This window comes from Methyloversatilis thermotolerans, assembly GCF_000372885.1.
Lineage (GTDB): Bacteria > Pseudomonadota > Gammaproteobacteria > Burkholderiales > Rhodocyclaceae > Methyloversatilis > Methyloversatilis thermotolerans.
This window is the reverse complement of record NZ_KB889967.1, coordinates 1,646,663-1,669,683: the sequence shown is the minus strand read 5'-3', so window position 1 is coordinate 1,669,683 and position 23,021 is coordinate 1,646,663. Positions and strand designations below refer to the sequence as shown.

General features: G+C 65.2%; 25 protein-coding genes. 19 read left to right on the top strand and 6 right to left on the bottom strand.

The window, feature by feature from the left end; all coding sequences use genetic code 11:
* The first annotated feature begins 26 nt into the window (after positions 1-26).
* Positions 27-1,532, top strand: coding sequence for an FMN-binding glutamate synthase family protein (locus tag A3Q7_RS0107255; protein ID WP_051079117.1), 1,506 nt, complete (start codon positions 27-29; stop codon positions 1,530-1,532).
* Here A3Q7_RS0107255 and A3Q7_RS0107250 read toward each other — a convergent pair.
* Both A3Q7_RS0107250 and A3Q7_RS0107245 read right to left on the bottom strand, forming a co-directional pair.
* Entirely contained in the window at positions 1,523-2,602 is a 1,080-nt protein-coding gene (locus tag A3Q7_RS0107250) for a 3-deoxy-7-phosphoheptulonate synthase (RefSeq protein ID WP_077231399.1), read from the bottom strand. The two genes, A3Q7_RS0107255 and A3Q7_RS0107250, sit on opposite strands and share 10 nt — an antisense overlap.
* 180 nt (positions 2,603-2,782) lie before the next feature.
* On the bottom strand, positions 2,783-3,859 hold the full coding sequence (locus tag A3Q7_RS0107245; protein ID WP_051079116.1) for a PQQ-dependent sugar dehydrogenase: 1,077 nt from the start codon (positions 3,857-3,859) through the stop codon (positions 2,783-2,785).
* Positions 3,860-3,982: 123 nt separating this feature from the next.
* Between A3Q7_RS0107245 and A3Q7_RS0107240 the strand changes: the two genes are divergently transcribed.
* The 12 genes from A3Q7_RS0107240 (at position 3,983) to flhA (ending at position 13,578) form a co-directional block, all read left to right on the top strand.
* A complete protein-coding gene (locus A3Q7_RS0107240) occupies positions 3,983-4,834 on the top strand; it encodes an endonuclease/exonuclease/phosphatase family protein (protein ID WP_018411190.1) in 852 nt (283 codons plus the stop codon).
* A gap of 422 nt (positions 4,835-5,256) precedes the next feature.
* Positions 5,257-5,496, top strand: coding sequence for a DUF3567 family protein (locus tag A3Q7_RS0107235; protein WP_026224585.1), 240 nt, complete (start codon positions 5,257-5,259; stop codon positions 5,494-5,496).
* A gap of 135 nt (positions 5,497-5,631) precedes the next feature.
* Positions 5,632-6,174 (top strand): transcription elongation factor GreB, encoded by a 543-nt coding sequence (gene greB / locus A3Q7_RS0107230; protein WP_018411188.1) that lies wholly within the window; start codon positions 5,632-5,634, stop codon positions 6,172-6,174.
* A complete protein-coding gene (locus A3Q7_RS0107225) occupies positions 6,171-6,530 on the top strand; it encodes a hypothetical protein (protein WP_018411187.1) in 360 nt (119 codons plus the stop codon). Before greB ends, A3Q7_RS0107225 begins: the two co-directional genes overlap by 4 nt.
* Positions 6,531-6,607: 77 nt before the next feature.
* Positions 6,608-7,069 (top strand): copper chaperone PCu(A)C, encoded by a 462-nt coding sequence (locus A3Q7_RS0107220; RefSeq protein ID WP_018411186.1) that lies wholly within the window; start codon positions 6,608-6,610, stop codon positions 7,067-7,069.
* Between the two features lie 204 nt (positions 7,070-7,273).
* On the top strand, positions 7,274-8,143 hold the full coding sequence (locus A3Q7_RS0107215; protein ID WP_051079115.1) for a FliM/FliN family flagellar motor switch protein: 870 nt from the start codon (positions 7,274-7,276) through the stop codon (positions 8,141-8,143).
* 3 nt (positions 8,144-8,146) lie between these two features.
* Complete coding sequence (locus A3Q7_RS0107210; RefSeq protein ID WP_018411184.1) at positions 8,147-8,509, top strand: FliM/FliN family flagellar motor switch protein; 363 nt, start codon at positions 8,147-8,149, stop codon at positions 8,507-8,509.
* Entirely contained in the window at positions 8,506-9,288 is a 783-nt protein-coding gene (gene fliP / locus A3Q7_RS0107205; protein WP_018411183.1) for a flagellar type III secretion system pore protein FliP, read from the top strand. Before A3Q7_RS0107210 ends, fliP begins: the two co-directional genes overlap by 4 nt.
* A 3-nt stretch (positions 9,289-9,291) precedes the next feature.
* The gene (fliQ, locus tag A3Q7_RS0107200; protein WP_018411182.1) at positions 9,292-9,564 is read left to right on the top strand and encodes a flagellar biosynthesis protein FliQ; all 273 of its coding nucleotides are present in this window, start codon (positions 9,292-9,294) and stop codon (positions 9,562-9,564) included.
* A 12-nt stretch (positions 9,565-9,576) separates the two neighbouring features.
* Positions 9,577-10,359, top strand: coding sequence for a flagellar biosynthetic protein FliR (locus A3Q7_RS0107195; RefSeq protein ID WP_018411181.1), 783 nt, complete (start codon positions 9,577-9,579; stop codon positions 10,357-10,359).
* Positions 10,352-11,494 carry a flagellar type III secretion system protein FlhB gene (gene flhB / locus A3Q7_RS0107190; protein WP_018411180.1) on the top strand — a complete coding sequence of 381 codons (1,143 nt, stop codon included), beginning with the start codon at positions 10,352-10,354 and terminating at the stop codon, positions 11,492-11,494. Before A3Q7_RS0107195 ends, flhB begins: the two co-directional genes overlap by 8 nt.
* A complete protein-coding gene (gene flhA / locus A3Q7_RS0107185) occupies positions 11,491-13,578 on the top strand; it encodes a flagellar biosynthesis protein FlhA (RefSeq protein ID WP_018411179.1) in 2,088 nt (695 codons plus the stop codon). Before flhB ends, flhA begins: the two co-directional genes overlap by 4 nt.
* 10 nt (positions 13,579-13,588) lie before the next feature.
* Here the strand turns inward: flhA and A3Q7_RS0107180 are convergent, their stop codons facing one another.
* The 4 genes from A3Q7_RS0107180 to A3Q7_RS0107165 all read right to left on the bottom strand — a co-directional run bounded on the left by A3Q7_RS0107180 (position 13,589) and on the right by A3Q7_RS0107165 (position 17,004).
* Positions 13,589-14,029 (bottom strand): hypothetical protein, encoded by a 441-nt coding sequence (locus A3Q7_RS0107180; protein WP_018411178.1) that lies wholly within the window; start codon positions 14,027-14,029, stop codon positions 13,589-13,591.
* Between the two features lie 160 nt (positions 14,030-14,189).
* Positions 14,190-15,023 (bottom strand): flagellin N-terminal helical domain-containing protein, encoded by an 834-nt coding sequence (locus A3Q7_RS0107175; protein WP_018411177.1) that lies wholly within the window; start codon positions 15,021-15,023, stop codon positions 14,190-14,192.
* Between the two features lie 104 nt (positions 15,024-15,127).
* Positions 15,128-16,075 (bottom strand): hypothetical protein, encoded by a 948-nt coding sequence (locus A3Q7_RS19585; protein WP_018411176.1) that lies wholly within the window; start codon positions 16,073-16,075, stop codon positions 15,128-15,130.
* A gap of 86 nt (positions 16,076-16,161) precedes the next feature.
* Complete coding sequence (locus tag A3Q7_RS0107165) at positions 16,162-17,004, bottom strand: flagellin N-terminal helical domain-containing protein (RefSeq protein ID WP_018411175.1); 843 nt, start codon at positions 17,002-17,004, stop codon at positions 16,162-16,164.
* A gap of 319 nt (positions 17,005-17,323) precedes the next feature.
* On the opposite strand from A3Q7_RS0107165, the gene A3Q7_RS0107160 reads away from it, so the two are divergent.
* Genes A3Q7_RS0107160 through A3Q7_RS0107135 form a run of 6 tightly spaced genes read left to right on the top strand, consistent with a single transcriptional unit; the run spans position 17,324 to position 22,997 of the window.
* Positions 17,324-17,659 (top strand): flagellar hook-basal body complex protein FliE, encoded by a 336-nt coding sequence (locus A3Q7_RS0107160; RefSeq protein ID WP_018411174.1) that lies wholly within the window; start codon positions 17,324-17,326, stop codon positions 17,657-17,659.
* 21 nt (positions 17,660-17,680) lie between these two features.
* The gene (fliF, locus tag A3Q7_RS0107155; protein ID WP_018411173.1) at positions 17,681-19,441 is read left to right on the top strand and encodes a flagellar basal-body MS-ring/collar protein FliF; all 1,761 of its coding nucleotides are present in this window, start codon (positions 17,681-17,683) and stop codon (positions 19,439-19,441) included.
* Positions 19,413-20,450, top strand: a complete 1,038-nt coding sequence (locus A3Q7_RS0107150; protein ID WP_018411172.1) for a flagellar motor switch protein FliG — start codon at positions 19,413-19,415, stop codon at positions 20,448-20,450. Before fliF ends, A3Q7_RS0107150 begins: the two co-directional genes overlap by 29 nt.
* Positions 20,447-21,268, top strand: coding sequence for a flagellar assembly protein FliH (gene fliH, locus A3Q7_RS0107145; protein WP_018411171.1), 822 nt, complete (start codon positions 20,447-20,449; stop codon positions 21,266-21,268). Before A3Q7_RS0107150 ends, fliH begins: the two co-directional genes overlap by 4 nt.
* The gene (fliI, locus tag A3Q7_RS0107140) at positions 21,265-22,575 is read left to right on the top strand and encodes a flagellar protein export ATPase FliI (RefSeq protein ID WP_018411170.1); all 1,311 of its coding nucleotides are present in this window, start codon (positions 21,265-21,267) and stop codon (positions 22,573-22,575) included. The genes fliH and fliI overlap by 4 nt, the downstream gene beginning before the upstream one ends.
* Positions 22,572-22,997 (top strand): flagellar export protein FliJ, encoded by a 426-nt coding sequence (locus A3Q7_RS0107135; RefSeq protein ID WP_018411169.1) that lies wholly within the window; start codon positions 22,572-22,574, stop codon positions 22,995-22,997. The genes fliI and A3Q7_RS0107135 overlap by 4 nt, the downstream gene beginning before the upstream one ends.
* Positions 22,998-23,021 lie beyond the last annotated feature (24 nt).

Genomic DNA, 23,021 nt, shown 5'->3' with positions numbered 1-23,021 from the left:
GTACGCCAGGTCGCGGGAGACCCAGCATGGACGTTCTGATGCCTGTTTTCCAGATCGGCGCGGGCGTGCTGATCGCCTTGCTCGTGGCATCGGGGCTGTTCTGGCTCTATCTGCAGGACAGCCGGCAGACCCGCCACACCATATTGCGCAACTACCCGGTGATCGGGCATCTGCGCTACTTCTTCGAGCAGCTCGGAGAGTACTTCCGGCAGTACTTCTTCCTCGGCGATCGCGAGGAAATGCCGTTCAACCGCGCCACCCGCGGCTGGGTCTACCGGCTCGCCAAGAACGAAGGCGGTCTCATCGGCTTCGGCTCGACCTATGCCCTGCACGAGCCGGGGGCGCTCATTTTCGTCAACGCGCCCTTTCCGGTGCTGGAGGAAGACAGGGAAGCCACGCCGCCGCTGGTGATCGGAGAGGGCTGGTGTGAGCGCCCCTTCACTGCGCGATCCATCGTCAATATCAGCGGCATGAGTTATGGCGCAATCTCGCGTCCCGCGGTACAGGCATTGTCGACCGGCGCGGCGCGCGCCGGATGCTGGCTGGGCACCGGTGAGGGCGGCTTGTCTCCCTACCACCTCGAAGGCGGCTGCGATGTCGTCATGCAGATCGGTACCGCCAAGTACGGCGTGCGCGACGAGCAGGGGCGGCTGTCGGACGCCCGCCTGCGCGAACTGGCGGCTGTCGAATCGGTGCGGGCGTTCGAAATCAAACTGTCGCAGGGCGCCAAGCCGGGCAAGGGCGGGGTATTGCCCGGCGCCAAGGTGACCGCGGAAATTGCACGCATACGCGGCATCCCGGTGGGGATGGATTCCATCAGCCCGAACCGGCACCCGGACATCGGCAATGTCGAACAGTTGCTCGACTGCATCGCCCGTGTGCGCGCGGTGACAGGCAAGCCGGTGGGCATCAAGATCGCGCTGGGAGGATGGCACTTCCTGAACGAACTGTGCGAAGCCATCCTGCGTCGCGGCCTCGACTGCGCGCCGGACTACATCGCGATCGATGGCGGCGAAGGCGGCTCGGGGGCGGCACCACAGGCGCTGGCCGACCATGTCGCGCTGTCGATAGACGAGGCGCTGCCGCGTACCGTCGATGCGCTGATCGAATCCGGGCTGCGCGCGCGTATCAAGGTGGTCGCCGCCGGCAAGCTGGTCACCTCGGCGCGCGCCGCATGGGCGCTGGCGGCGGGAGCGGATTTCGTCAATACCGCGCGCGGCTTCATGTTCTCGCTGGGCTGCATACAGGCGCTGCGCTGCCACGCCAATACCTGTCCCACCGGCATCACCACGCACAATCCGAAACTGCAGCGCGGGCTGGTGGTCGCGGACAAGGCCGAGCGCGTCGCCCATTACGCGCTCAACATGAATCACGAGATCGACATGATCGCGCACTCGTGCGGATTGAAGCATGCGCGCGAATTCCGCCGCGAGCATGCGCGCATCGTGCAGCCCAACGGTCAGAGCGTCGCGCTCAACGTGCTCTATCCCTACCCGGCGGCGCCGGCCGGCCAGGTACTGCGTCAGGCCTGAGCGCGCCGGACAAGCGCATCGCCGGCCGTTCCGGACAGCGCGCGCAGCATGTGTTCGGTGGTCGCCCAGTCCACGCAGCCGTCGGTGACCGAACAGCCATAGCGAAGCTGCGACAGATCCCCGGGAATCGCCTGGTTGCCGGCATTCAGGTGGCTTTCGATCATGACGCCGACGATGGAGCGGTTGCCGTCACGGATCTGGCCGGCGACATCGGCCAGCACCAGCGGCTGCATGTCCGGTTTCTTGAACGAGTTGGCGTGCGAACAATCGACCACGATATTGGGTGCCAGGCCTGCCTTTGCCAGCGCCTGTTCGGCCAGGGCGACGCTCACCGAATCGTAGTTGGGCCGGCCTGCGCCGCCGCGCAGCACCAGATGTCCGTGCGGATTGCCGCGCGTGCGGATGATGCTGGTGCGGCCGTAACGGTTGATGCCGAGGAAGCTGTGCGGCCGCGAGGCCGAAATGATGCCGTTGATCGCGGCATCGAGATCGCCGTCGGTGGCGTTCTTGAAGCCCACCGGCGTGGACAGTCCGCTGGACATTTCGCGATGCGTCTGCGACTCCGAGGTGCGCGCGCCGATGGCGGTCCACGAGATCAGATCGCCGAGATACTGCGGCGAGATCGGGTCCAGCGCCTCGGTGGCCGCCGGCAGTCCCAGTTCGGCGACATCGAGCAGGAAGCCCCGGGCGCGGCGCATGCCTTCCTCGATCTGGAAACTGTCATCCATGAAGGGATCGTTGATATAGCCCTTCCAGCCGACCGCGGTACGCGGCTTCTCGAAGTACACCCGCATCACGAGAAGCAGCGTGGACGACAATTCGTCGGACAGTGCGCGCAGACGGTGCGCGTATTCCATGCAGGCGACCGGATCATGCATGGAACAGGGGCCGACCACGACCAACAGCCGCGGATCGCGCCGTTCCAGTATGGCGCGTACCGCGGCGCGACCGCGCGCGACCGAGGCGGCGGCCGCTTCGCTCAGGGGCGCCTCGCCCTTGATGTCCGCGGGCGCCGGCATGAGTGCGAAGCTTTCGATGTGTCCGTCTTCGAGCAGGCTTTCGTCATTCATGATGTCCATCCTTCCGCGCAGCGGTCGTGCGCTGCCATGAACCACTCTATCGCGACGCGCGTCACGCATCCATGCGCTCAGTCAAGGCCGTGCGCGAAGGCTTGTCAAACGGATGGGCGAGGACAGCGGCGCTCGCCGCAGGCCGGGCGGGATGACCACGCTCCGGAATGGCGCGACCCGTTACTGCATGGCGTGACGGGTTCCGTTCCAGCGCACGCGATAGATTGCGTTCGCCGTGTCATCGGATACCAGCAGGGTGCCATCGGGCATCACCAGTACGTCGGCCGGTCTTCCGTGTACCGCCTCGCCGGGGCCGAGGAAGCCTTCCACGAACGGCGTGTAGCTTACGATGCGTGAACCGTCCAGCCGGGCCATCATGACGCGGTAGCCGTCCTTGCTGCTGCGGTTCCATGAACCGTGCTCGGCGACGAAGAGCGCGCCCCGGTATTCGTCGGGAAACTGCTGTCCGGTGTAGAAGCGCATGCCCAGGGGGGCGACATGAGCGCCCAGCTTCCAGGCCGGTGCGACATAGTCGCCGCACGACTTGCCCTTGCCGAATTCCGGGTCCAGCACGCTGCCGCCATGGCAGTAGGGGTAACCGAAATGCTGGTTGATGGCGCTGACCCGGTTGATCTCGCAGGGCGGCGTGTCATCGCCCATCCAGTCGCGGCCATTGTCGGTGAACCACAGTTCGCCGGTCTGCGGGTGCCAGTCGAAGCCGACCGTGTTGCGCACGCCTCGGGCATACACTTCCAGCCCGCTGCCATCGGCATTCATGCGCATGATGTTGGAAAAGCCATCCCGGTCGCGATCGCAGATGTTGCACGGTGCGCCCACCGGCACATACAGCTTGTCATCCGGCCCGAAGGCGATGAATTTCCAGCCATGCGCCGTTTCCTTCGGGAAGCGATCGCTCACCAGCACCGGCTTCGGCGGCGCGTCCAGACGGTTGTCGATGTCCGGCAGCCGGACGATGCGATCGAGCGAGGACACATAGAGGTCGCCCTTGCGCCAGGCGACCCCGACCGGCATGTTCAGACCATCGGCAATTTTCGTGCTGCGTCCGGCCTTCATGGTTTTCGGATCGAAGCTCACTGCGCTGACATGGCCCTCACGCGAACCGACATACAACCGTCCCGGGGCTCCGAGGGTCATGGCGCGGGGGTTGTCCACGCGTGCCCACAGTTCTATCGTGAAACCGGGGGGCACACGCAAGCTGTCAAGCGCGGTAGCGGCGGCCATTGCGGGGGCGGCCATGAAGCCGAGGATACATGTGGCGAGCAGTCCTGCTATTTTTCCTGTCATTGCGGTCTGTTTCCCGATGGGTCTCGAAGTCGGATCGACCCCGCAGAACGAGCGATGTTCCGGAGGACGGGCGACATGAAGCTGGTGAGCTGGAACATTCAGTGGGCGCGCGGCTGCGATGGCCGGGTGAGCACGCAGCGCATTGCCGACACAATACGCGCGCGCGGCGATCCAGACCTCATCTGCCTGCAGGAAGTGGCCATCGGTTACAGGGATCTGCCCGGCATGTACGGCGAGGATCAGGTCGCGCAGTTCGCAGCGCTGTTTCCGTCCCACCTTCCTGTCTTTGCGCCCGCCAGCGAACAATGGGATCGCCAGGGACGGCGAAGCTGTTTCGGCAATCTGCTGTTGTCGAGGCTGCCGGTACGCGCGGCGTGGCGGCGACTGCTGCCCTGGCCGGCGGACGACAGCGTGCCCAGCATGCAGCGCTCGCTGGCCGAAGTGTCGGTCGATTCTCCGGGAGGGCCGCTGCGGGTGCTGTGCACCCACCTCGAGTATTACTCGCGGCGACAGCGGCAGGCGCAGATCGAGGCCCTGCGTGCGCTATCGGCCGAGGTGTCGGATCATCGGCGCCATCCCGCTCCGGTCAAGGACAGCAATCCGGCGTTCCAGCCTCCATTGCGGCCGGGAGCAGCCCTTCTGTGCGGCGATTTCAACTGTACGGCGGACAGTCCGGAGTTCCGGCGGCTGCTTGCGGCGGCAGGGGACGCGGACGCGAACTGGGTGGATCTGTGGTCGCATCTGTACCCGGGAACGCCTCATCCGCACACGGTCGGCCTGCATGGTGCCGACTGGCCCGATCATCCCTACTGCTGCGATTTCGCGCTTGCCACGCCGGCGCTGCTCCCGCGTATCCGGGCCGTCGAGGTCGACATGCAGACCGACGCATCCGACCATCAGCCGCTGTGGGTGACGCTGGTCGGCTGAATCCGGCCGTCCGTCACCATTGTTTGCACTCCGCCGGTCGGCCGCCGGCGCCGGGTATGGTTGCGGGCCTTGCAGGCGGTGCCAGGCCGGACGCCCGCAGCGCGGCGGGGTCGAGCCCGACGAGGGACGGCGGCGGGGGGCGATCCACGCGCCCGGCAGGCCGGATGAACTTCGCTCGTCATCCGGCAGTCATCCGGATGCGTTGTGTAATGCGTGATCACGGGTTCAGGTGCTGCGAGCAAGGCCGTAGACAGACTTGAAAGGCGCTCGAACCCACCCCATTTCAACCTGGACACGACAAGATGCAATGGGCGGCCCGCCGGCCGTCCGGGACATGCAGAACCGGTGGCTTGGCGCACGCCGGCAACAGGAGGAGAGCGCGCAGGAAGCAATGTCGGCGGACCCAACCATGGAGAGTCATCATGCATATCATGTTCAACAATCCGCTGGTGTATGTGGTCGAGTACGCAGGTCTTGAAGCCGTGGAAGTGATCGACAAGAGGATAGGTCGCGGAGTGCTGATACGCGACGATGCGGCGCGTCGCTTCCGTGAAGAGCTGCAAGCGCTGGTTGACCACGAGGAAGAGGTCGGCCCCGAGGAATTCGATGCCTTCATGGGCCCGTGGGAAGCGCTGCTGACCCAGCCCGCCATCTACCACTGACCCCGCCGGCCGGCGCCAGGGCGCCGGCCTTCGCGGCGGCATCAGCCGCCAGCCCTATTTCTCCGGTCCCGCCTGCGCCACCTCTTCTGTAAGATTGCAGACCTGTCACCGAGGTGTGCATCCGATTCCCCAGGCATGAGCAAGGCATTCACGAAGGAAACAGACAGCGAGGACGACGATCCCGAAGTCGGCAGCGCGCTGCCGCCAGGCAGCAAGAATTACATGACCCTGTCCGGCTACGGGCGATTGCGCGCCGAACTGGACGAACTGGTCCGCACCGAGCGGCCGCGCATCGTGGAAACCGTCGCCTGGGCGGCGTCCAACGGCGACCGGTCGGAAAACGGGGACTACATCTATGGCAAGAAGCGGCTGCGCGAGATCGATCGTCGCATCCGTTTCCTGATCAAGCGGCTCGAGTCGGCCACCGTGGTCGATCCGAAGGAGCAGCAGAATCCCGAGCAGGTGTTCTTCGGCGCCACCGTGGAGTACGAGGACGAGGACGGAGCACATCGGGTCCAGATCGTCGGTGTCGATGAAGCGAATGCGTCCGAAGGACGGATTTCCTGGATTTCGCCGCTCGCTCGCGCACTGCTGAAGGCGCGTGAGGGCGATCTGGTGCGCTTCCAGAGCCCGGCCGGGTTGCGCGAGATCGAAGTGACCGGAATCCTCTACGAATGACCGCATCGCTGCCGAAGCGCAGGCTCGCATCATGGCTCATCGCTCTGATGCTGGTCGTGCCGCTGACGCCGGCGCTGGCGCGCTGGGCGGCCGGACTGTCCGGAGCCGTGCTGCTGTCCGAGCTGTGTCGCGGCGACGACGGCGCGTCTGGTCAGGATGCCGGCCGCAACGGCACCCATGGCTGTCCTCATGCCTGCTGTGCCCTGGCCTCGCCCGGACCGCTGGCTTGCGGGCTTGCCGTCGCCTGTTCGCTGGCCGCCGAAGAGATGGCAGGCGGGCGCGAGCACCATGCGGCGGCCGGAGGAATGGTGCAGGGTCTGGCCGAGGCGCGGGCACCGCCGCCGGTTCCCGCCTGAATTCGCGTCATCGTCCGGTGCGGCTTTTTCCCGTCGCGCGGCGATCCGTCATCGCACTGTCTTCCCGGAGTTCCGAAATGAAACTGTTTCTCGCAGCAGCCCTGAGCGGCCTGGCGCTGAGCGCGCAGGCCGCCGACATCCATGTGAAGGACCCCTGGGTACGCGCCACCGTGGCTGAACAGAAGGCGACCGGTGCCTTCATGCAGATCACCGCACCCAGAGGGGCGCGGCTGGTCGAGGCGCGTTCGCCGCTGGCCGGCGTGACCGAGATCCACGAAATGACCATGCAGGACAATGTGATGCGCATGCGTGCGGTCAAGGCGCTCGAATTGCCGGCCGGCAAGCAGGTGGATCTGAAGCCGGGCGGCTACCACATCATGTTGATGGATCTGAAATCGCCGGTCATCGAGGGCAGCCAGGTACCGCTCACGCTGGTGATCGAGAACGCGGATCGCAGCCGCGAAACGGTGGACCTGAGGGCTCCAGTGCGCGGTCTGACTGCAGGTGGCCCGGAAAAGCACGAACACCCTCACCACTGATTGCCCGTTCCAACCCTTCGCGGCCGGCGTTTCCGCCTGCCGCGAAGCGGCTCTTCCCCAATCGGGGAGCCTTTTGCCCTTCCGGCATTTCTTTCTATCCGTACGCCTAAAGTTACGCGCGCAGGGGCCGTAATCCTGCATAGCGCAGGCCGGGTCGACCCCGACCTGCACGGGACTGTGTCATACAAACAGAACGTGAATGTCATGAACTCTTCAGGCAGAACAGGCCCTCCTGTCGCGGGTGACAAGCTGGAAGTCAGTGCGCTCGGCCGTCCGGTGCACAAGCTGGGGGCGTTTGCCCAGTTGCTCAGGAAGGACATGGCCGAACTGCTCAGGCGCGGCCTTAACAAGCGCTACCGGGCGGCATTCGAAGTCGAGTCGGCCACCTTGACCGCATCCTGCGAACGGCCGGAAGGGGTGCGCTGGAGCGGCTTCACGTCGGCTGTTGGCCGCATTTCCTTCGCTGCCGAAAGGCCCCTGGTACTGACGGTGCTCGGCTATCGCTACGGACTGATCAAGACAACCGACCCGGCTGCCAAGAGCATATCGGCCGGCCGCGAAACCGCGACCGAGGAACGCGTCGCGCTTTCGCTCGGCGAGGACATGTGCAGCCTGATCGCCGCCCGCGTTGCGTCCGGCGATCTGGGCCGGGCACTGGAGGACGTGGCGCAGACCGAATTCGCCATCGCCCAGGTGCAGGTGCCGCCGGTCCAGGCGTGGACCCTGTGCTGCACCTTGCGCGATCCGGCCATGCCGGAGCCGGCCCGGCTGTGGTTCGTGTTCGATCAGGGATGGCTGGAGCACATCCTGCAGGTGCTTGCCCCGGTGCGCGACACGAAGGATGCCGCACCCGATCCGACGCCTTTCCCGTCCCGTCTGCAGATGACGCTGACCGCGCGCCTGCTCAGCAAGGACATGCCGCTCGGCGACCTGCTCGACATGAAGGTCGGCGACGTGATTCCGGTATTCATCGGTGCCGCCGACGTGCTGATCGACGAGTCGGCGCTGTTCAGCGCCGCCGTGGCCGAAACCAAGGGCAAGCTCTGCCTCACCTCATTCCAAGAAAGGGACTGACGAATGGACACCACGACCGCGGAAATCGATACGCTGCTGGACGGACTGGAGGCAGGTGACGATGCGCTGCCCGGCGAGGAGGCCGGCGCGATGCCGGCCGCACCCCGCCGCAACATTCCGCAGATGATGCGCCGCATACCGGTCACGCTCACGCTGGAGGTCGGCTCCGCCAAGGTTTCGCTGCAGGACCTGATAGACATCCAGCCCTCCAGCGTGGTCGAACTCGATTCGCTCGCCGGCGAGCCGCTGGTGATCAAGGTCAACGGCACCGCCATCGGTCACGCCGAAGTGGTACTCGTGGGTGAGAACCATGGCCTGCGCGTGATCGATCTCGACGGACTGGATCTGGACAGCTTCACGCAATGAAACACGCTTCGTTGCGTACCCTGGCGCGCCTGTCGCGGCCGGGGGGGGCGGTGCTGCGTCTGGCGCCGGTCGCGCTGATGCTCGCATGCCCGCTCGCGTCGGCGGCCGATCTGCCGCTGTTCGAATCGACCACGCAGGGGGCCACCACCGAGTTTTCGGTGAAGACGCAGATCCTCATCATCATGACCCTGCTCGGGCTCTTGCCCGTCATGGTGATGATGATGACCAGCTTTACCCGCTTCATCATCGTACTGTCACTGCTGCGCCAGGCGCTCGGTCTGCAGCAGGGACTGCCCAACCGCATCGTGACCGGCATCGCGCTCATCCTGACGCTGCTGGTGATGCGGCCGATCGGCGAACAGATATGGAGCGAGGCTTTCCTGCCCTACGACCAGGATCGCATCGGCCTGGAACAGGCGCTCAAGATCGCCGAAGTGCCGGTGTCGCGCTTCATGATGGCGCAGACCAGCAAGGCGGCGCTGGAACAGATTGCCCATCTGGCCGGCACCGGTCCGGTGGCCGTGCCGCTGGAACAGCCCTTTCTGGTCCGCCTGGCCGCCTTCGTGCTGAGCGAACTGAAGACCGCCTTCCAGATCGGCTGCATGCTGTTCATTCCCTTCCTGGTGATCGACCTCGTGGTGTCCTCGGTACTGATGGCCATGGGCATGATGATGCTGTCGCCGCTGGTCATTTCGCTGCCGCTCAAGCTGCTGCTGTTCGTGCTGGTGGATGGCTGGACGCTCACCGTCAACACGCTGGTCACCAGCATCCAGGGCTAGGCCATGCTGACACCGGATGCCGCCGTAGACCTGGTCAGCGAAAGCCTGCACATCACCATGATGCTGGTGCTCATCCTGGTCGGACCCGGACTGATCATGGGCCTCATCGTTGCCTTGTTCCAGGCCGCCACGCAGATCAACGAACAGACGCTGAGCTTTCTGCCCAGGCTGCTGGTGACGCTGCTTGCCATCATCCTGGCCGGCCGGTGGATGACCGGCTACCTGATGGATTTCTGCGTGTCGGTGTTCCAGCGCGCCGCCGCGCTGGTAGGTTGACCCGGAGGCACGATGGAGCCGCTGTTCAACCAGCTCCTGCCCCAACTCACCGCGCTGTGGTGGCCGTTCTGCCGGATACTCGCCATGTTCAGCGCAGCGCCGCTGATCGGCGAGGCGACCTTGCCGATGCCGGTGCGCGTGCTGCTGTCGCTGGTGCTCGCGATGATCATGCTGCCCTTCACCCAGAATGGCGCGCACATCGATCCGCTGTCGCTGTCGGGCGTTGCCGCCACCATCGAACAGGCGCTGACCGGGCTGGTGATGGGGCTGTCCTTCCATCTGGCGATGGCGGTCATCATGGTGCTCGGCTTCCTGGTGTCGTCGCAGATCGGCCTGTCCATGGCGCTGATGAACGATCCGCTCAACGGCGCCTCGTCCGACGTCGTGTCCGGCCTGCTCGCGACGCTGTGCGCCCTGGTGTTCTTCGCGATGGACGGCCACCTGCTGCTGGTGACCGTGGTCGGCGCCAGCTTTTCCGCATGGCCGGTCGGCAGCGGCGTGAGTCTGGGCACGCTTCAGGCCGTGTCGCTCAACGTCGCCTGGGTGTTTTCGGCCGCCTTGCTGCTGGCCATTCCCATGGTGTTCGCGACCTTCGTGGTACAGATCGGCTTCGGTTTCCTGAATCGCGTGGCGCCCTCGCTGAATCTTTTTTCGCTCGGCTTCGCGCTGGTGACCGTATTCGGCCTGTTCATGCTGGGTCACATCGTGCGCTTCGTGCCGCAGCACTACATCCGCATGTGCACCCAGGTGCTGGACATGCTGGGGCGCCAGATGAAGGTGGTGTCGCATGGCTGATCAGTCGGGCAGCGGCGACAAGTCGGAAAAAGCGTCGCAGCAGAAGCTGCGCAAGACGCGCGACAAGGGCCAGGTGGCCCGTTCCCGCGATCTCGCCACTGCGGTCGGCATCCTGGTGAGCCTCAAGCTCATCGTGCTGGCGATGCCCGCCTGGCTGGACGAGTTCCGCAGCCTGTTCGCGCTCGGTTTCGCCTCTCTGGAAGGCGAGGGCACGCTGGACAACCTGTGGTCCACGGGCTTCACCACCACCATGCTGCTGTTCGCGAAGATGCTGCTGCCGCTCGCGGTCATTCCGTTCGCCATCCTGTGCGCATCGCTGCTGCCTGGCGGCTGGGTGCTCAGTTTCGAGCACTGGCTGCCCAAGTTCGAACGTCTCAATCCGGTGACCAATCTGGGGCGCCTGGTATCGGGCAAGCATTACTTCGAACTGGGCAATTCCATGCTGAAGGCGGCCGCCCTGTGCGCGGTGCTGTGGATCGTATGCCGCGAGGGCGTCGACGCCTTTCTGCACCTGCAGTCGCTTTCGCTGGATCGCGCCATCCTGGTCGGGTCCGGCCTGGTGCTCGATGGCGTCATGGCCCTGTGCGCGGTGTTCGTGCTGTTCGCGCTGATCGACGTGCCCGCCCAGGTGTTCTTCTTCCTGCGCAATCTGCGCATGACCAAGCAGGAAGTGAAGGAAGAGCACAAGACCAATGAAGGCCGCCCCGAAGTGAAGCAGCGCATCCGGCAGTTGCAGCGTCAGCTCGCCCAGCGCGGCGTGCGCAAGGCGGTGCCGGGGGCCGACGTGGTCATCGTCAACCCGACGCATTACGCAGTCGCGCTCAAGTACGACGAAAAGCGCGCGGAAGCGCCCTTTGTCGTCGCGAAGGGCGTGGACGAAATGGCGCTATACATCCGTACCATCGCGACCGAGCACGCAGTCGAGACGCTTGAACTGCCGCCGCTCGCGCGCGCCATCTACAACACGAGCCAGGTCAATCAGCAGATACCGATGCCGCTGTATCGCGCGGTCGCGCAGGTGCTGACCTATGTGCTGCAGCTCAAGGCCTTCCGGCGCGGACAGCGCCGCGCCGAGCCGGCGCTGCCGGACGATCTGGCCATACCGCAACATCTGAGCGAGGTGACGCCCTCATGAACTTCCTGAACAGCCTTGGCGAAACGCTGCGCCGCCATCGCGTGGCCACGCCCATCTTCCTGCTGCTCATTCTGGCAATGGTCATCCTGCCCTTGCCGCCGGTGCTGCTCGATGTCCTGTTCACCTTCAACATCGTGCTGGCGCTCATCGTCATCCTGGTGAGCGTGTCGGCCAAGCGGCCGCTGGATTTTTCGGTCTTCCCGACCATCATCCTCGCCACCACCCTGATGCGCCTGTCGCTCAACGTCGCCTCGACACGGGTGGTGCTGCTGCACGGTCACGAGGGCACGCATGCCGCCGGCCAGGTGATCGAGTCCTTCGGCAATGTGGTGATCGGCGGCAACTTCGTGGTCGGCCTGGTGGTGTTCATCATCCTGATGATCATCAACTTCGTCGTGGTGACCAAGGGCGCGGAGCGCATATCCGAAGTGTCGGCCCGCTTCACGCTGGACGCTCTGCCGGGCAAGCAGATGGCGATCGATGCCGATCTGAACGCCGGCCTGATCAATCAGGACAAGGCCCAGGCGCGCCGGCGCGAGGTGGCGATGGAAGCCGACTTCTACGGCGCCATGGACGGTGCGTCCAAGTTCGTGCGCGGCGACGCCATCGCCAGCATTCTGGTGTTGCTGATCAATATGGTGGGTGGCGTGCTGGTCGGCGCCCTGATGTACGACCTGGGCTTCGGCGACGCCTTCCGCCAGTATGCGCTGCTCACCATAGGCGACGGTCTGGTCGCGCAGATTCCGGCGCTGCTGCTGTCGGCGGCGGCTGCCATCATCGTCACCCGGGTCAGCGATTCCGGCGATTTCGAAACGCAGGTGAGCAGCCAGTTGCTCACCTCGCCCACGGTCATGTACAGCGCTGCGGCCATGATGGCGGTGCTGGCCGTCATTCCGGGCATGCCCTGGCTCATGTTCTCGCTGTTCGCCAGCGTGCTGGCCTACGTGGGCTGGCGACTGTCGAAGATGGAAGTGCGCCAGGAGAAGGGCGATCTGGCCGAAGTGGAAGCGGCGCTGGTGCAGGCCAGGGTGCCCGATCTGGCGTGGAGCGACCTGCCCGCGGTCGAGCCCATGACGGTGCTGCTGGGCTACAAGCTGGTCGGCCTGATCGATCCGGCGCAGGGCGGCGCATTGAACCGTCGCATCAAGGGCGTGCGCCAGAGCCTCAGCGAAACCATGGGCTTCCTGCTGCCGCCCATCGCGGTGCGCGACGACCTCGGGCTCAAGCCTTCGCAGTATTCGGTGCAACTGTCCGGCGCCGTGATCGCGCAGGCCGAGGTGTTCGGCGACCGGCTGATGGCGATCCCGTCGCCGAAGACCTATGGCACGCTGGACGGCATTCCCGGCATCGAGCCGGCCTATGGCATGCCGGTCACCTGGATCGCGCCGGAGGACAAGGCGCATGCGCTGGGGCTGGGCTACCAGGTGGTGGAGCCGGCCAGCGTCATCACGACCCATCTGTCCAAGCTGGCGCGTGACCATCTGGCCGAACTGTTCACGCACGAGGACGTACCGGCACTGCTGGAGCGGCTGTCCGCGCTGGCGCCCAAGCTGTCGTCCGCGCTGGACAAGGCGATGACCCATACCCAGCTCATGAAGGTGTTCCGCGTGCTGCTCAACGAGAACGTGTCGTTGAAGGACGTCGTGCCGATCGCGACCACGCTGCTCGAGAACGCCGAGGTCACCAAGGATCCGATACTGCTCGCCGCCGAAGTGCGCTGCGCGCTGCGCCGGCAGATCGTGGGTGGCCTGGTCGGCCAGACCAGCGAGCTGAAGGTGTTCAATCTCGGCAACGAACTCGAGAACATGCTGCTCGGTTCGCTGAACCAGGCACGCCAGTCGGGCAAGGCTGCGCTGGACAATTACCCGATCGATCCTCATCTGCTGTCGCAACTGCAGTCGCACATGCCGATCGCGCGCGACCAGATGAAGCAGCAGGGCAGTGCGCCGCTGCTGCTGGTGATGCCGCAGATCCGGCCTCTGCTGGCACGCTACGCCCGCCTGTTCGCGCCCGGGCTGAATGTGCTGTCCTACAACGAAATCCCTGAGCAGCGCGATGTGAGCGTGATCGGTACGCTGGGCTGAACCGCCGCGCTCAGCCCGCCGCTCCGTGCAGGAAGGCGTGGGTAAGCCACACCTGGGTGCCGTGACCGGTGCTGTTCATGCCTATGAAATGGCATGCGAACAGTATTCCCAGAACGTGATTCAGACATTCGGTTCCGCCGTTGTGATCGCGTACCGCCTGTCCCAGCATGCCACTGTCCCGGCCGCGATCAAGAAGGGCATACGGCCTGTCCTCGTCATGCCCACCTTCGATCAGGCACTGCAGCGCCGCAGCGAGCGCCGCGCGCTCGATCCGCAGATCGCCCGGGCTTACCCTGAATGAAGGACGATCGTATTCATGGCGGACCGTAAACAGCGACGAATCCGCTTCCACCGTCGGGAAGGGGCGCCCATCTCCCAGCGTATTCCAGATCGATCCGATGGCGGTATCGACGTGGGTGTCGCAGATGGCGGCTTCACATCGGTTGCTCATGGGGCTGACTTCCTCCTGTTGACAGACGTCCGGCGCGTGCCCCCCGGCCGGGGATCGACGGCGGAACGGGCATGCGCCGGATCGACGGCATGACAATGCCCGCCGCGGCGAGGCCGGGGCGGGCAGAATGGAGCGGCGGGGCGTCGGGCCGCAGGCGGTCTTACTGGATGAGCGACATGACGAGCTGGGACATGCTGGAGCTTTGCTTGAGCATGGCGGTGGAGGCCTGCATGAGCATCTGCTTGGAAGTCATGTTTGCGGTTTCCGAGGCGTAGTCGACATCCATGATGCGGCCGCGCGCCTGTTCGGTATTGGTTTTCATGTTGGCCAGGTTGTTATACACATGGTCCAGGCGGTTCGAGGCGGCGCCCAGTTGCGAACGCAGCGTGCCGACCGCGGTGAGCGCGGTTTCCGCCAGACCGATCGCCGTATTGGCGGCCGTGGTGACATCGCCGCCGTTGAGTGCGGTGATGGCGGTCGCCATGGTGGTGAAGTTGGCCGAAGTGTTCACCGTCATGGTTTCCGCAGCGGACGAACCGATCTGGAAGGTGATGCCGGCTGCTGCTGCCAGCGTGCCGCCCGTCAGCAGAGCCTGACCGCCGAACTTGGTATTGGTGAGGATGTTGGTCAGTTCCAGGCCGAGCTGGTCGTATTCCGAATCCATGGCGGTCTTGTCGTCGGCATTCGACGCGCCGTTGGCCGCTTCGGTGGCCAGATCCTTCATGCGCAGGATGATGTTGGTGATTTCGGTGAACGCGCCTTCGGCGGTCTGCATCATGGAAATGCCGTTCTGCGTGTTGCGCTGGGCGACGCCCATGCCGCGCGTCTGCGCATTCAGGCGGGTGGCGATCTGCAGACCGGCGGCGTCATCCATCGCGGAATTGACGCGATAGCTGGTGCCCAGGCGGGTCATCGAGGTGGATAACGCCTTCTGCGTACTGCCGACCGAATTCTGCGCGATCAGCGACGCTGCGTTGGTGTTCAGACTCAGCATGCTCTATCTCCTGTGGGGGGAATGCGGGGGGCTTTCTCAAGTCCGCGCCGGAAGTGAGCGACCGGACAGGACCGCTCGGGGCTTACCAGACCATCCATGACGGGTCATGAAGGCGGGTTCAATGCAAACAGCAGTTCTGCGGCGACGCGGAACAGCGGTAGCGAAAGCTGGTGGTGCAAGGTGTGGGCGCTGGTCGCCTGCAGCGGCGCCTGGCGCACCCTGGACGAAGCCAGTTGAAGGAAGCGGCAACTGGCGATGCGCAGGCCGGCCAGCGCGAGTACCGCAGACAGGGACGGCAGGCGTTCGCGTACATGGGCCGCGCCCTCCTCGCGTTCCACCATGAAGACGAGATGGGCACCGCCCGCCAGTTGCAGACGCACCGCGACGCGGCCGATGCCGGGAATGTCCAGTTCGAGCAACAGGATGGCCGAGGCAAGGTCTTCGGCCACTGCATGCCTGTGCGGCTCTTCGTCGCCCGCCACGCGCATCAGCGCACGTTGTCCACCGGTCAGCAGAAGCGGAAACACCCAGTGTTCCGTGCCCAGATAGGGCGACGGCATGTCATACACCCGGCCCTTCTGCGAAGCCTGGACCGGCCATGCCGAAGGCGGAATCGATTCACGCAGGGCCACTTCGGCTGTAACCCGCTCGAATACACGGGCGCGCAACGACACCGCCAGATCGCCGGCATTCGGCTCGTGCAGATGCAATTGCCGCAGTGTGAGCTGGTCCGCCTGCATGGCCGCCGGCAGACCGCCGCGGCCGGGCAGTGTCCGTTCCGCCACATGGGGGACCGGTTCGCCTTCGATGGCCAGTTGCAGGTCGGGCCGGGTGGACAGCACGCGCACGGCCACGAGGTCACCCGGCCGCAACGGCCGGCTGAGCGTGGTCAGCCCGAGCAGGCTGGACGGCAGCGCATCGTTTGCGCTGTCCAGCGCGAATGCGGTCGCGTCCGTCGCCGACGCGCGCTCGCCTGCGGGCGCGGGCCGGCGGTCCTGGGCGTTCTGCCGGTAGGGCGTCAGTGCGATCGACGAAACCTTGTCTACGTTCATGGCAGCCTGTCCGCGCGATGGTTTTCAGCAGGGCGTCAGTCCTGAGCCGCGTCCTGCGACGCCGGCCTTCCGGCAGTTTCGCCGTCTTACTGGATGAGCGACATGACGAGCTGGGACATGCTGGAGCTTTGCTTGAGCATGGCGGTGGAGGCCTGCATGAGCATCTGCTTGGAAGTCATGTTTGCGGTTTCCGAGGCGTAGTCGACATCCATGATGCGGCCGCGCGCCTGTTCGGTATTGGTTTTCATGTTGGCCAGGTTGTTATAGACATGGTCCAGGCGGTTGGATGCGGCGCCGAGCTGGGCGCGCACACCGCCGACGTCGTTGATCCAGCCTTCGATGTCGCCGATGGCGGTGCCGGCGTTGGCGGCGGTGGTCAGATCGCCGAGCGTTGCCGGAGTGGTGAGGTCGGTGACCAGCGCGGCCAGATCGGTGGATACGTCGACCGACATGGTTTCCGCTGCGGCGGCGCCGATCTGATAGGTGATGGCGCCGGCCTGCAGGGATCCGGCGCCATTGAGCAGAGCCTGACCACCGAACTTGGTGTTGTTCAGGATGTTGCCGATTTCCGATCCCAGTTGCTGGTACTCGGCATTCATGGCGGTCTTGTCATCGGCGTTCGATGCACCGTTGCGCGCCTCGGTGGCGAGGTCTTTCATGCGCAGCAGGATGTTGGTGATTTCGGTGAATGCGCCTTCGGCGGTCTGCATCATCGAAATGCCGTTCTGTGAATTGCGCTGTGCGACCGCCATGCCGCGGGTCTGCGCATTGAGGCGGGTGGCGATCTGCAGACCGGCGGCGTCATCCATAGCGGAATTGACGCGATAGCTGGTACCCAGGCGGGTCATCGAGGTGGACAGCGCCTTCTGCGTGCTGCCGACCGAGTTCTGTGCGTTCAGGGCGGCGGCATTGGTGTTCAGGCTCAGCATGGTGGGACTCCTTTCGCTGTTCGGACTCTGCGCCGGAAACGTCGGCGCTTTCCCGCTACAGGCGACGCGGTGCCGGTGCTCCTTAAATCCGCTTTGCCCCTTTTTTCATCGTTTCGGGATGGAGTCCCGAAGGAGGATTGCCACCCTGTTTTTAATTAATTGAATGGAAACAGTGGCTTGGCTTGAATATGAAGTTTGTGATTCCTTGTAAAGTTTCTCCGGCTGGCGTCGATAGATACACGTACGGTTAGCGTGATTGACCGCCCATAAAACCAGGCTGCCCGCATGCGGGCAGTCCGAGAACAAAGGTGATGTCCATATGGGATACGAAGTCGCAGGGAAGATAGCCGCCAGCAAGGCACTGATCGAAGCGGACGCCATGAACATCGCGTCTGCGCTGCAGATGCCGTCGTCCGGCACGTCCACGGGCAATCCGTCGGGTTTTGCATCGGCGATGAAGGACGCGGTCAACCGCGTCGACGGCATGCAGCACGAAGCCTCGCGCAAGATGGAGGCGGTCGACGCCGGACAGAGCGACGATCTGGTCGGTGCCATGCTCGCCAGCCAGGAAGCCAGCCTGTCCTTCTCCATGTTGATGCAGGTGCGCAACAAGGTGGTGGGGGCGGTCGAGGACCTCATCAAGCTGCCGATCTGACGCCCCGCGGAGACTGCTCACGTGATCGCAACCGTTCGCGGCGGACTGCAACGTCTGCGTGCCGGCACCGGGGGTCTGCCCTCGCTGTCGCCGGCCTTCCTGAAAAGCCTGGTACCACTGGTGCTTCTCGCTGTCGGCGTGACGGCCATGGTGCTCATGGTCCTGTGGCACGACCAGTCAAGTTACAAGCCGGTGTTCGGCGCGCGCCAGAAGGTGCCCGCGGCCGACATGATGGCGGTACTGGATGCTGAAGGCATCCAGTACCGGCTGCATCCGGACAGCGGCCAGGTGCTGGTGGCCGAGAACGAGCTCGGCCGCGTGCGCATGCTGCTCGCGGCCAAGGGTGTGACCGCGCAATTGCCCGCCGGTCTCGAACTGATGGACCGCAACGATCCGCTGGGCGTGAGCCAGTTCGTGCAGGACGTGCGCTACCGGCGCGGTCTGGAAGGCGAACTTGCGCAGAGCATCCTGACGCTGGATGCCATCGATTCGGTGCGCGTGCATCTGTCGATCGCCCGTTCCACCTCCTTCGTCGCGACCGATGGCGAAAAGAGCTCCGCGTCCGTCGTGCTCGGCCTCAAGCCGGGGCGTACGCTCAGTCCGGAACAGATTGCCGCCATCATCAATCTGGTCGCGGGCAGCGTGTCCACGCTGGAGCCGGCGCGGGTGAGCCTGGTCGACCAGGCCGGCAATTTCCTGTCCGGTCGCGTCGACCTGAAGGACGGCTTTGACCCGCAGGGCCTGAGCGACTCCGCGCGTCGCTACCAGGACGAGGCGCGCAGCAATGTGCGCGATCTGCTGGCGCCGGTGCTCGGCGACAACAACTACCGCGTCAGCATTACCGCCGAGGTCGACAACGACCGCGTCGAAGAAACCCACGAGAAGTTCGGCGAGGCACCGCACGTCACCAGCGAGGCGGTGCGCGAGGAGCAGGACCGCAGTCGCATGGCACTGGGCGTGCCCGGTTCGCTGAGCAATCGTCCGATTGCACTGCCGAATGCGGAGCAGGGCGCCGGCGCGCAGCAAGGCGGCAATGCGGCCGCCAATGCCCAGCAGGGCGGTGACAACGATGCGAGTTCCGCGCGCAAGAATGCGTCGACGCGGCAGTACGCCTACGACCGCAGCATCACGCAGATCAAGCGCAGCCGTGGCCGTCTGCAGAAGCTGAATGTCGCCGTGGTGCTCAACAATGCCGCCGCGGCCGATCCCGCCAAGGGCTGGAGCGAGGCAGAGATCAAGAATATCGAGCGCGTCCTCGCCAACGGTCTGGGCATCAACGCCGAACGCGGCGACCAGCTCGTGGTGTCGGCACTGAACTTCTCGCCGCGTCCGCAGGAGGCGGCGTGGTGGGCGCAGCGCGACAACATCGTCGATGCGGGATCCTGGCTGCTGTATGCGGTTGGCGGATTGCTTGCCTTCCTGTTCGTGCTGCGCCCGCTCACCCAGGCGGCACGCGAACGCATCGCACCGGCACCGGTGGCGGCGGCGGGTACCGACGACGACATTCCGGTGCGCGACGCGGTTCCGGACGCGGTCACACCGCGCATCGAGGGCGATGCCCAGATGTCGCCGGCCGCGCTGGCCCTGGAAGGCGGCGCGCCGGCCCACGGCAGTCCGGTGGTTTCGCTGCTCGAGAACTATGACCTGCCGCCGCCGGGTTCCCCGGTCGACGTGCTGGTCGACCATCTGAAGGTGCTGGCCGGCAAGGAGCCGGAGCGCGTCGCCGAAGTCGTCAAGCAATGGGTGCAAAAAAATGGCCGAACCGAACAGCCTGCTGAATAGTCCCATCATCCCTTCGGGCAGCAATCTGAGTCCGCTGGAACAGGCCGCCATCGTGCTGCTGAGCATGGGTGAGGAACCCGCGGCGGGCGTGCTGCGCTGCCTGTCGCGCGAGGAACTGCTCGAAGTGACCGGCGTCATGTCGCGCCTGAGCGGCATCAAGGTGGAAAGTGTGCGCACCTCCATCCAGCGCTTCTTCGACGAGTACCGCGAACAGAGCGGTGTGCACGGTGCCTCGCGTTCCTACCTCAAGCGCTCGCTCGACATGGCGCTCGGCAACGAGATCGCTTCCAGCGTGCTGAACAGCATCTATGGCGACGCCATCCGTCCGCTGATGGCGCGGCTGGAATGGGCATCGCCCAAGTGGCTGGCCGACTTCATCGCCGACGAGCATGTGCGCATGCAGGCCGTGTTCCTCGCCTTTCTGCCCGCGGCCATGGCCGGACAGGTGATCGATGCGCTGCCCGCCGAGGGCCGGGATCTGCTGCTGATCAATATCGCGCGGCTCAAGGAGATCGACCATGAACTGCTGATCGAGCTCGAGGGACTGGTGAACCGCTGCATCGCCAGCCTGGGCTCGCAGAGCGCCACGGTCGAAGGGACGCGTCAGGCGGCGGAAATCCTGAACCGCCTGTCCGGCAACAAGCAGCAGATGGTGGAACTGCTGCGTGCCCACGATCCGGAGGTGGTGTCCGAGATCGAAATGAGCATGTACGACTTCTACATCCTGTCGCGCCAGCCGGACACCGTGCTGCAGCGGCTGCTCGAGGACATCGCGCTGGAACAGTGGGCGATCGCGCTCAAGGGCGCGGAACCGGAAGTGCGCGACGCCATCATGCAGACCATGCCGCGCCGCCAGGCGCAGAGCTTCGAGGACACGATGCGCCGCGCCGGGCCGGTCCCGCTGTCGCGCATCGAACAGACGCGGCGCGACATCATGGCGCGCGTCAAGGAGCTGGTCGACCAGGGCGAGATCGAAGTGCAGTTGTTTGCCGAGGCCACCGCCGAATGAGTGCCGTGCGTCCTCACCGCTTCCCGCCGCTGGCTCAGCTCACGGCCGGCAACGTGCGTCCGGGCCAGCCGGCGGCCGATTACCAGCAGTCCGTCGCCGAGGGTTTCCGCCAGGGCATGGATGAGGGCTATCGCGCTGGCCATCAATCGGGCCACTCCGAAGGACTGGTTCTGGGCCGCGAAGCCGGACGCGCAGAAGGTCTGGCTCTCGGGCGTGAGGAAGCACTGGGCGAGGTGCGCGAACGCTTCGATCGCATCGCCGCGCCGCTGGACACGCTGTTCGAGTCGCTGCAGACGCTGCAGAACGACTATCAGGCTGCCATGCGCAAGGAGGTGGTGGAACTGGTGGCGCGTGTCGCGCGCCAGGTCATCCGCTGCGAACTGGCGCTGCAGCCGGCGCAATTGCTCGCGCTTGTGGACGAAACACTGGCCGGCATGCCGCCGACCCGCAAGAGCATCGAAGTGTTCCTGAATCCCGAGGACATGAAGCGCATCGAGGACATCGATGCCGCGCGCAGCAAGCAGTGGAAGCTGATTGCCGATCCCCGGCTGGACATGGGCGAATGCCTGGTGAAGGCGGGCGATCACGAAGCGGACGCCGGTTGCGCGCAGCGCCTCGCCGCCTGCATAGACCAGGTGCGTGCCCAGCTCCTCGATGGGGCCGATGCGCCGGCCTTGCCGGAACCGGCGAACACGGAAGGCCAGGACGCGGCGGCGGTCGCAGATGCGGACGCATTGACCGGCGCGGACACCCGGCGTGTTGCGGACGAAGCCGGCGACGCATCGGATGGTGCCGACGCCACGCGGGAGGCCGCATGATTGCCGACGTGCTGCGCCGTCTGGAAATCGCCGATGTTCCGGTGGCCACGCCGACCGGGCGCCTGGTGGGTGCTTCAGGCCTGCTGCTGGAAAGTGCCGGCTGTCCGCTCTACACCGGACAGCGTTGCCAGATCGAAACCATGGATGGCGGCTGGATGGATGCCCAGGTGGTGGGTTTCCGCGACAAGCTGTCCTTCCTGATGCCGTTCAAGAAGCCGGTCGGCCTGACCACCGGCGCACGCGTGCTGCCGGTGCAGGACAAGCTGGATCTGATGATAGGTCCGTCCTGGCTGGGGCGCATGGTCAATGGCCTGGGCGAACCGATAGACGGACTGGGTCGCCTGAGCGGTGAACACCCGCTCGATCCGCATCCGCCCAAGGTGCATCCGCTGAAGAAGAAGCGCGTGTCCGAACCGCTGGATGTCGGCGTGCGCGCCATCAACGGCATGCTCACGCTGGGCAAGGGGCAGCGCGTCGGACTCATGGCCGGCAGCGGCGTCGGCAAGAGCGTGCTGCTGGGCACCATCACGCGGCAGACCGCGGTGGATGTGGTGGTGGTCGGGCTGATCGGCGAGCGCGGTCGCGAGGTGCGCGAATTCGTCGAACTGTCGCTCGGCGAAGAAGGGCTGAAAAAGGCCGTCGTCGTCGTCGCGCCGGCGGACGAATCGCCGTTGATGCGGCTGATGGCGACCGAACTGTGCCACTCCATCGCCGCGCATTTCCGCGATCAGGGCAAGGACGTCCTGCTGCTGGTCGATTCGCTGACACGATATGCCATGGCGCGGCGCGAGGTCGCGCTGGCGCTGGGCGAGCCGCCGGCCACGCGCGGCTATCCGCCGTCGGTGTTCTCTCTGCTGCCGCAACTGGTGGAAAGCGCCGGCAATGGCGAGAACCCGGAAGGCAGCATGAGCGCCATCTACACCGTGCTGGCCGAGGGCGACGACCAGCAGGATCCGGTGGTCGATACCGCGCGCGCCATCCTGGACGGACACATCGTGCTCACGCGCGAACTGGCCGAGCGCGGGCACTACCCGGCGATCGACATTTCGCAGTCCATCAGTCGCTGCATGGCACTGGTGGTGAGCAAATCGCATCTGAATGCCGCGCGTGCGGTCAAGGAAATGGCCTCCCGCTATACGCAGGTGCGCGACCTGATTCCGCTGGGTGCGTATGTACCCGGTGCCGATCCTCAGACGGATCAAGCGGTGTCGCTCTTTCCGGACATCGAAGCCTATCTGCGGCAGGGCGTATCCGAGCCCGCGCCCATGGATGACTGTGTTGCCCGCATCGAGGAGCTTGCCGCATGAAACCTGCCCGCAGCCTGCTTGCGCTGACCACGCTGGTCGGCGTTCGCGAACGCGAGATAGACCGCAAGAAGGCGGATATGGCGGACAAGGCGGCGCTGCGTGCGCGCTACGTCGGCAATATTTCACGGCTGGATGCGCTGGCACAGGCACCGGTGCCTGTTGTCTGCGCGGAAACGGCCGTCAATGCCAGTGCTTACCGGCAGGCCGTGGTCGACATGGCCAACCGGCACAAGCAGGAACTGGCGGTGCATGAGCTCGACATGGACGCGTCCAGGGTGGAACTGGTCCAGGCATCGCGGCGCTGCGAAGTGCTGACCCAGGTGCTGGTCCGTCAGCGCCAGATGCACGCGAAAGTCGCGCGCAGCAAGGAACAGAAGCGGCAGGACGATATCGCTGCCCAGGTCTGGAGACGGGGCTCGTGATGGTATTTGTCGGATCGATTTCAG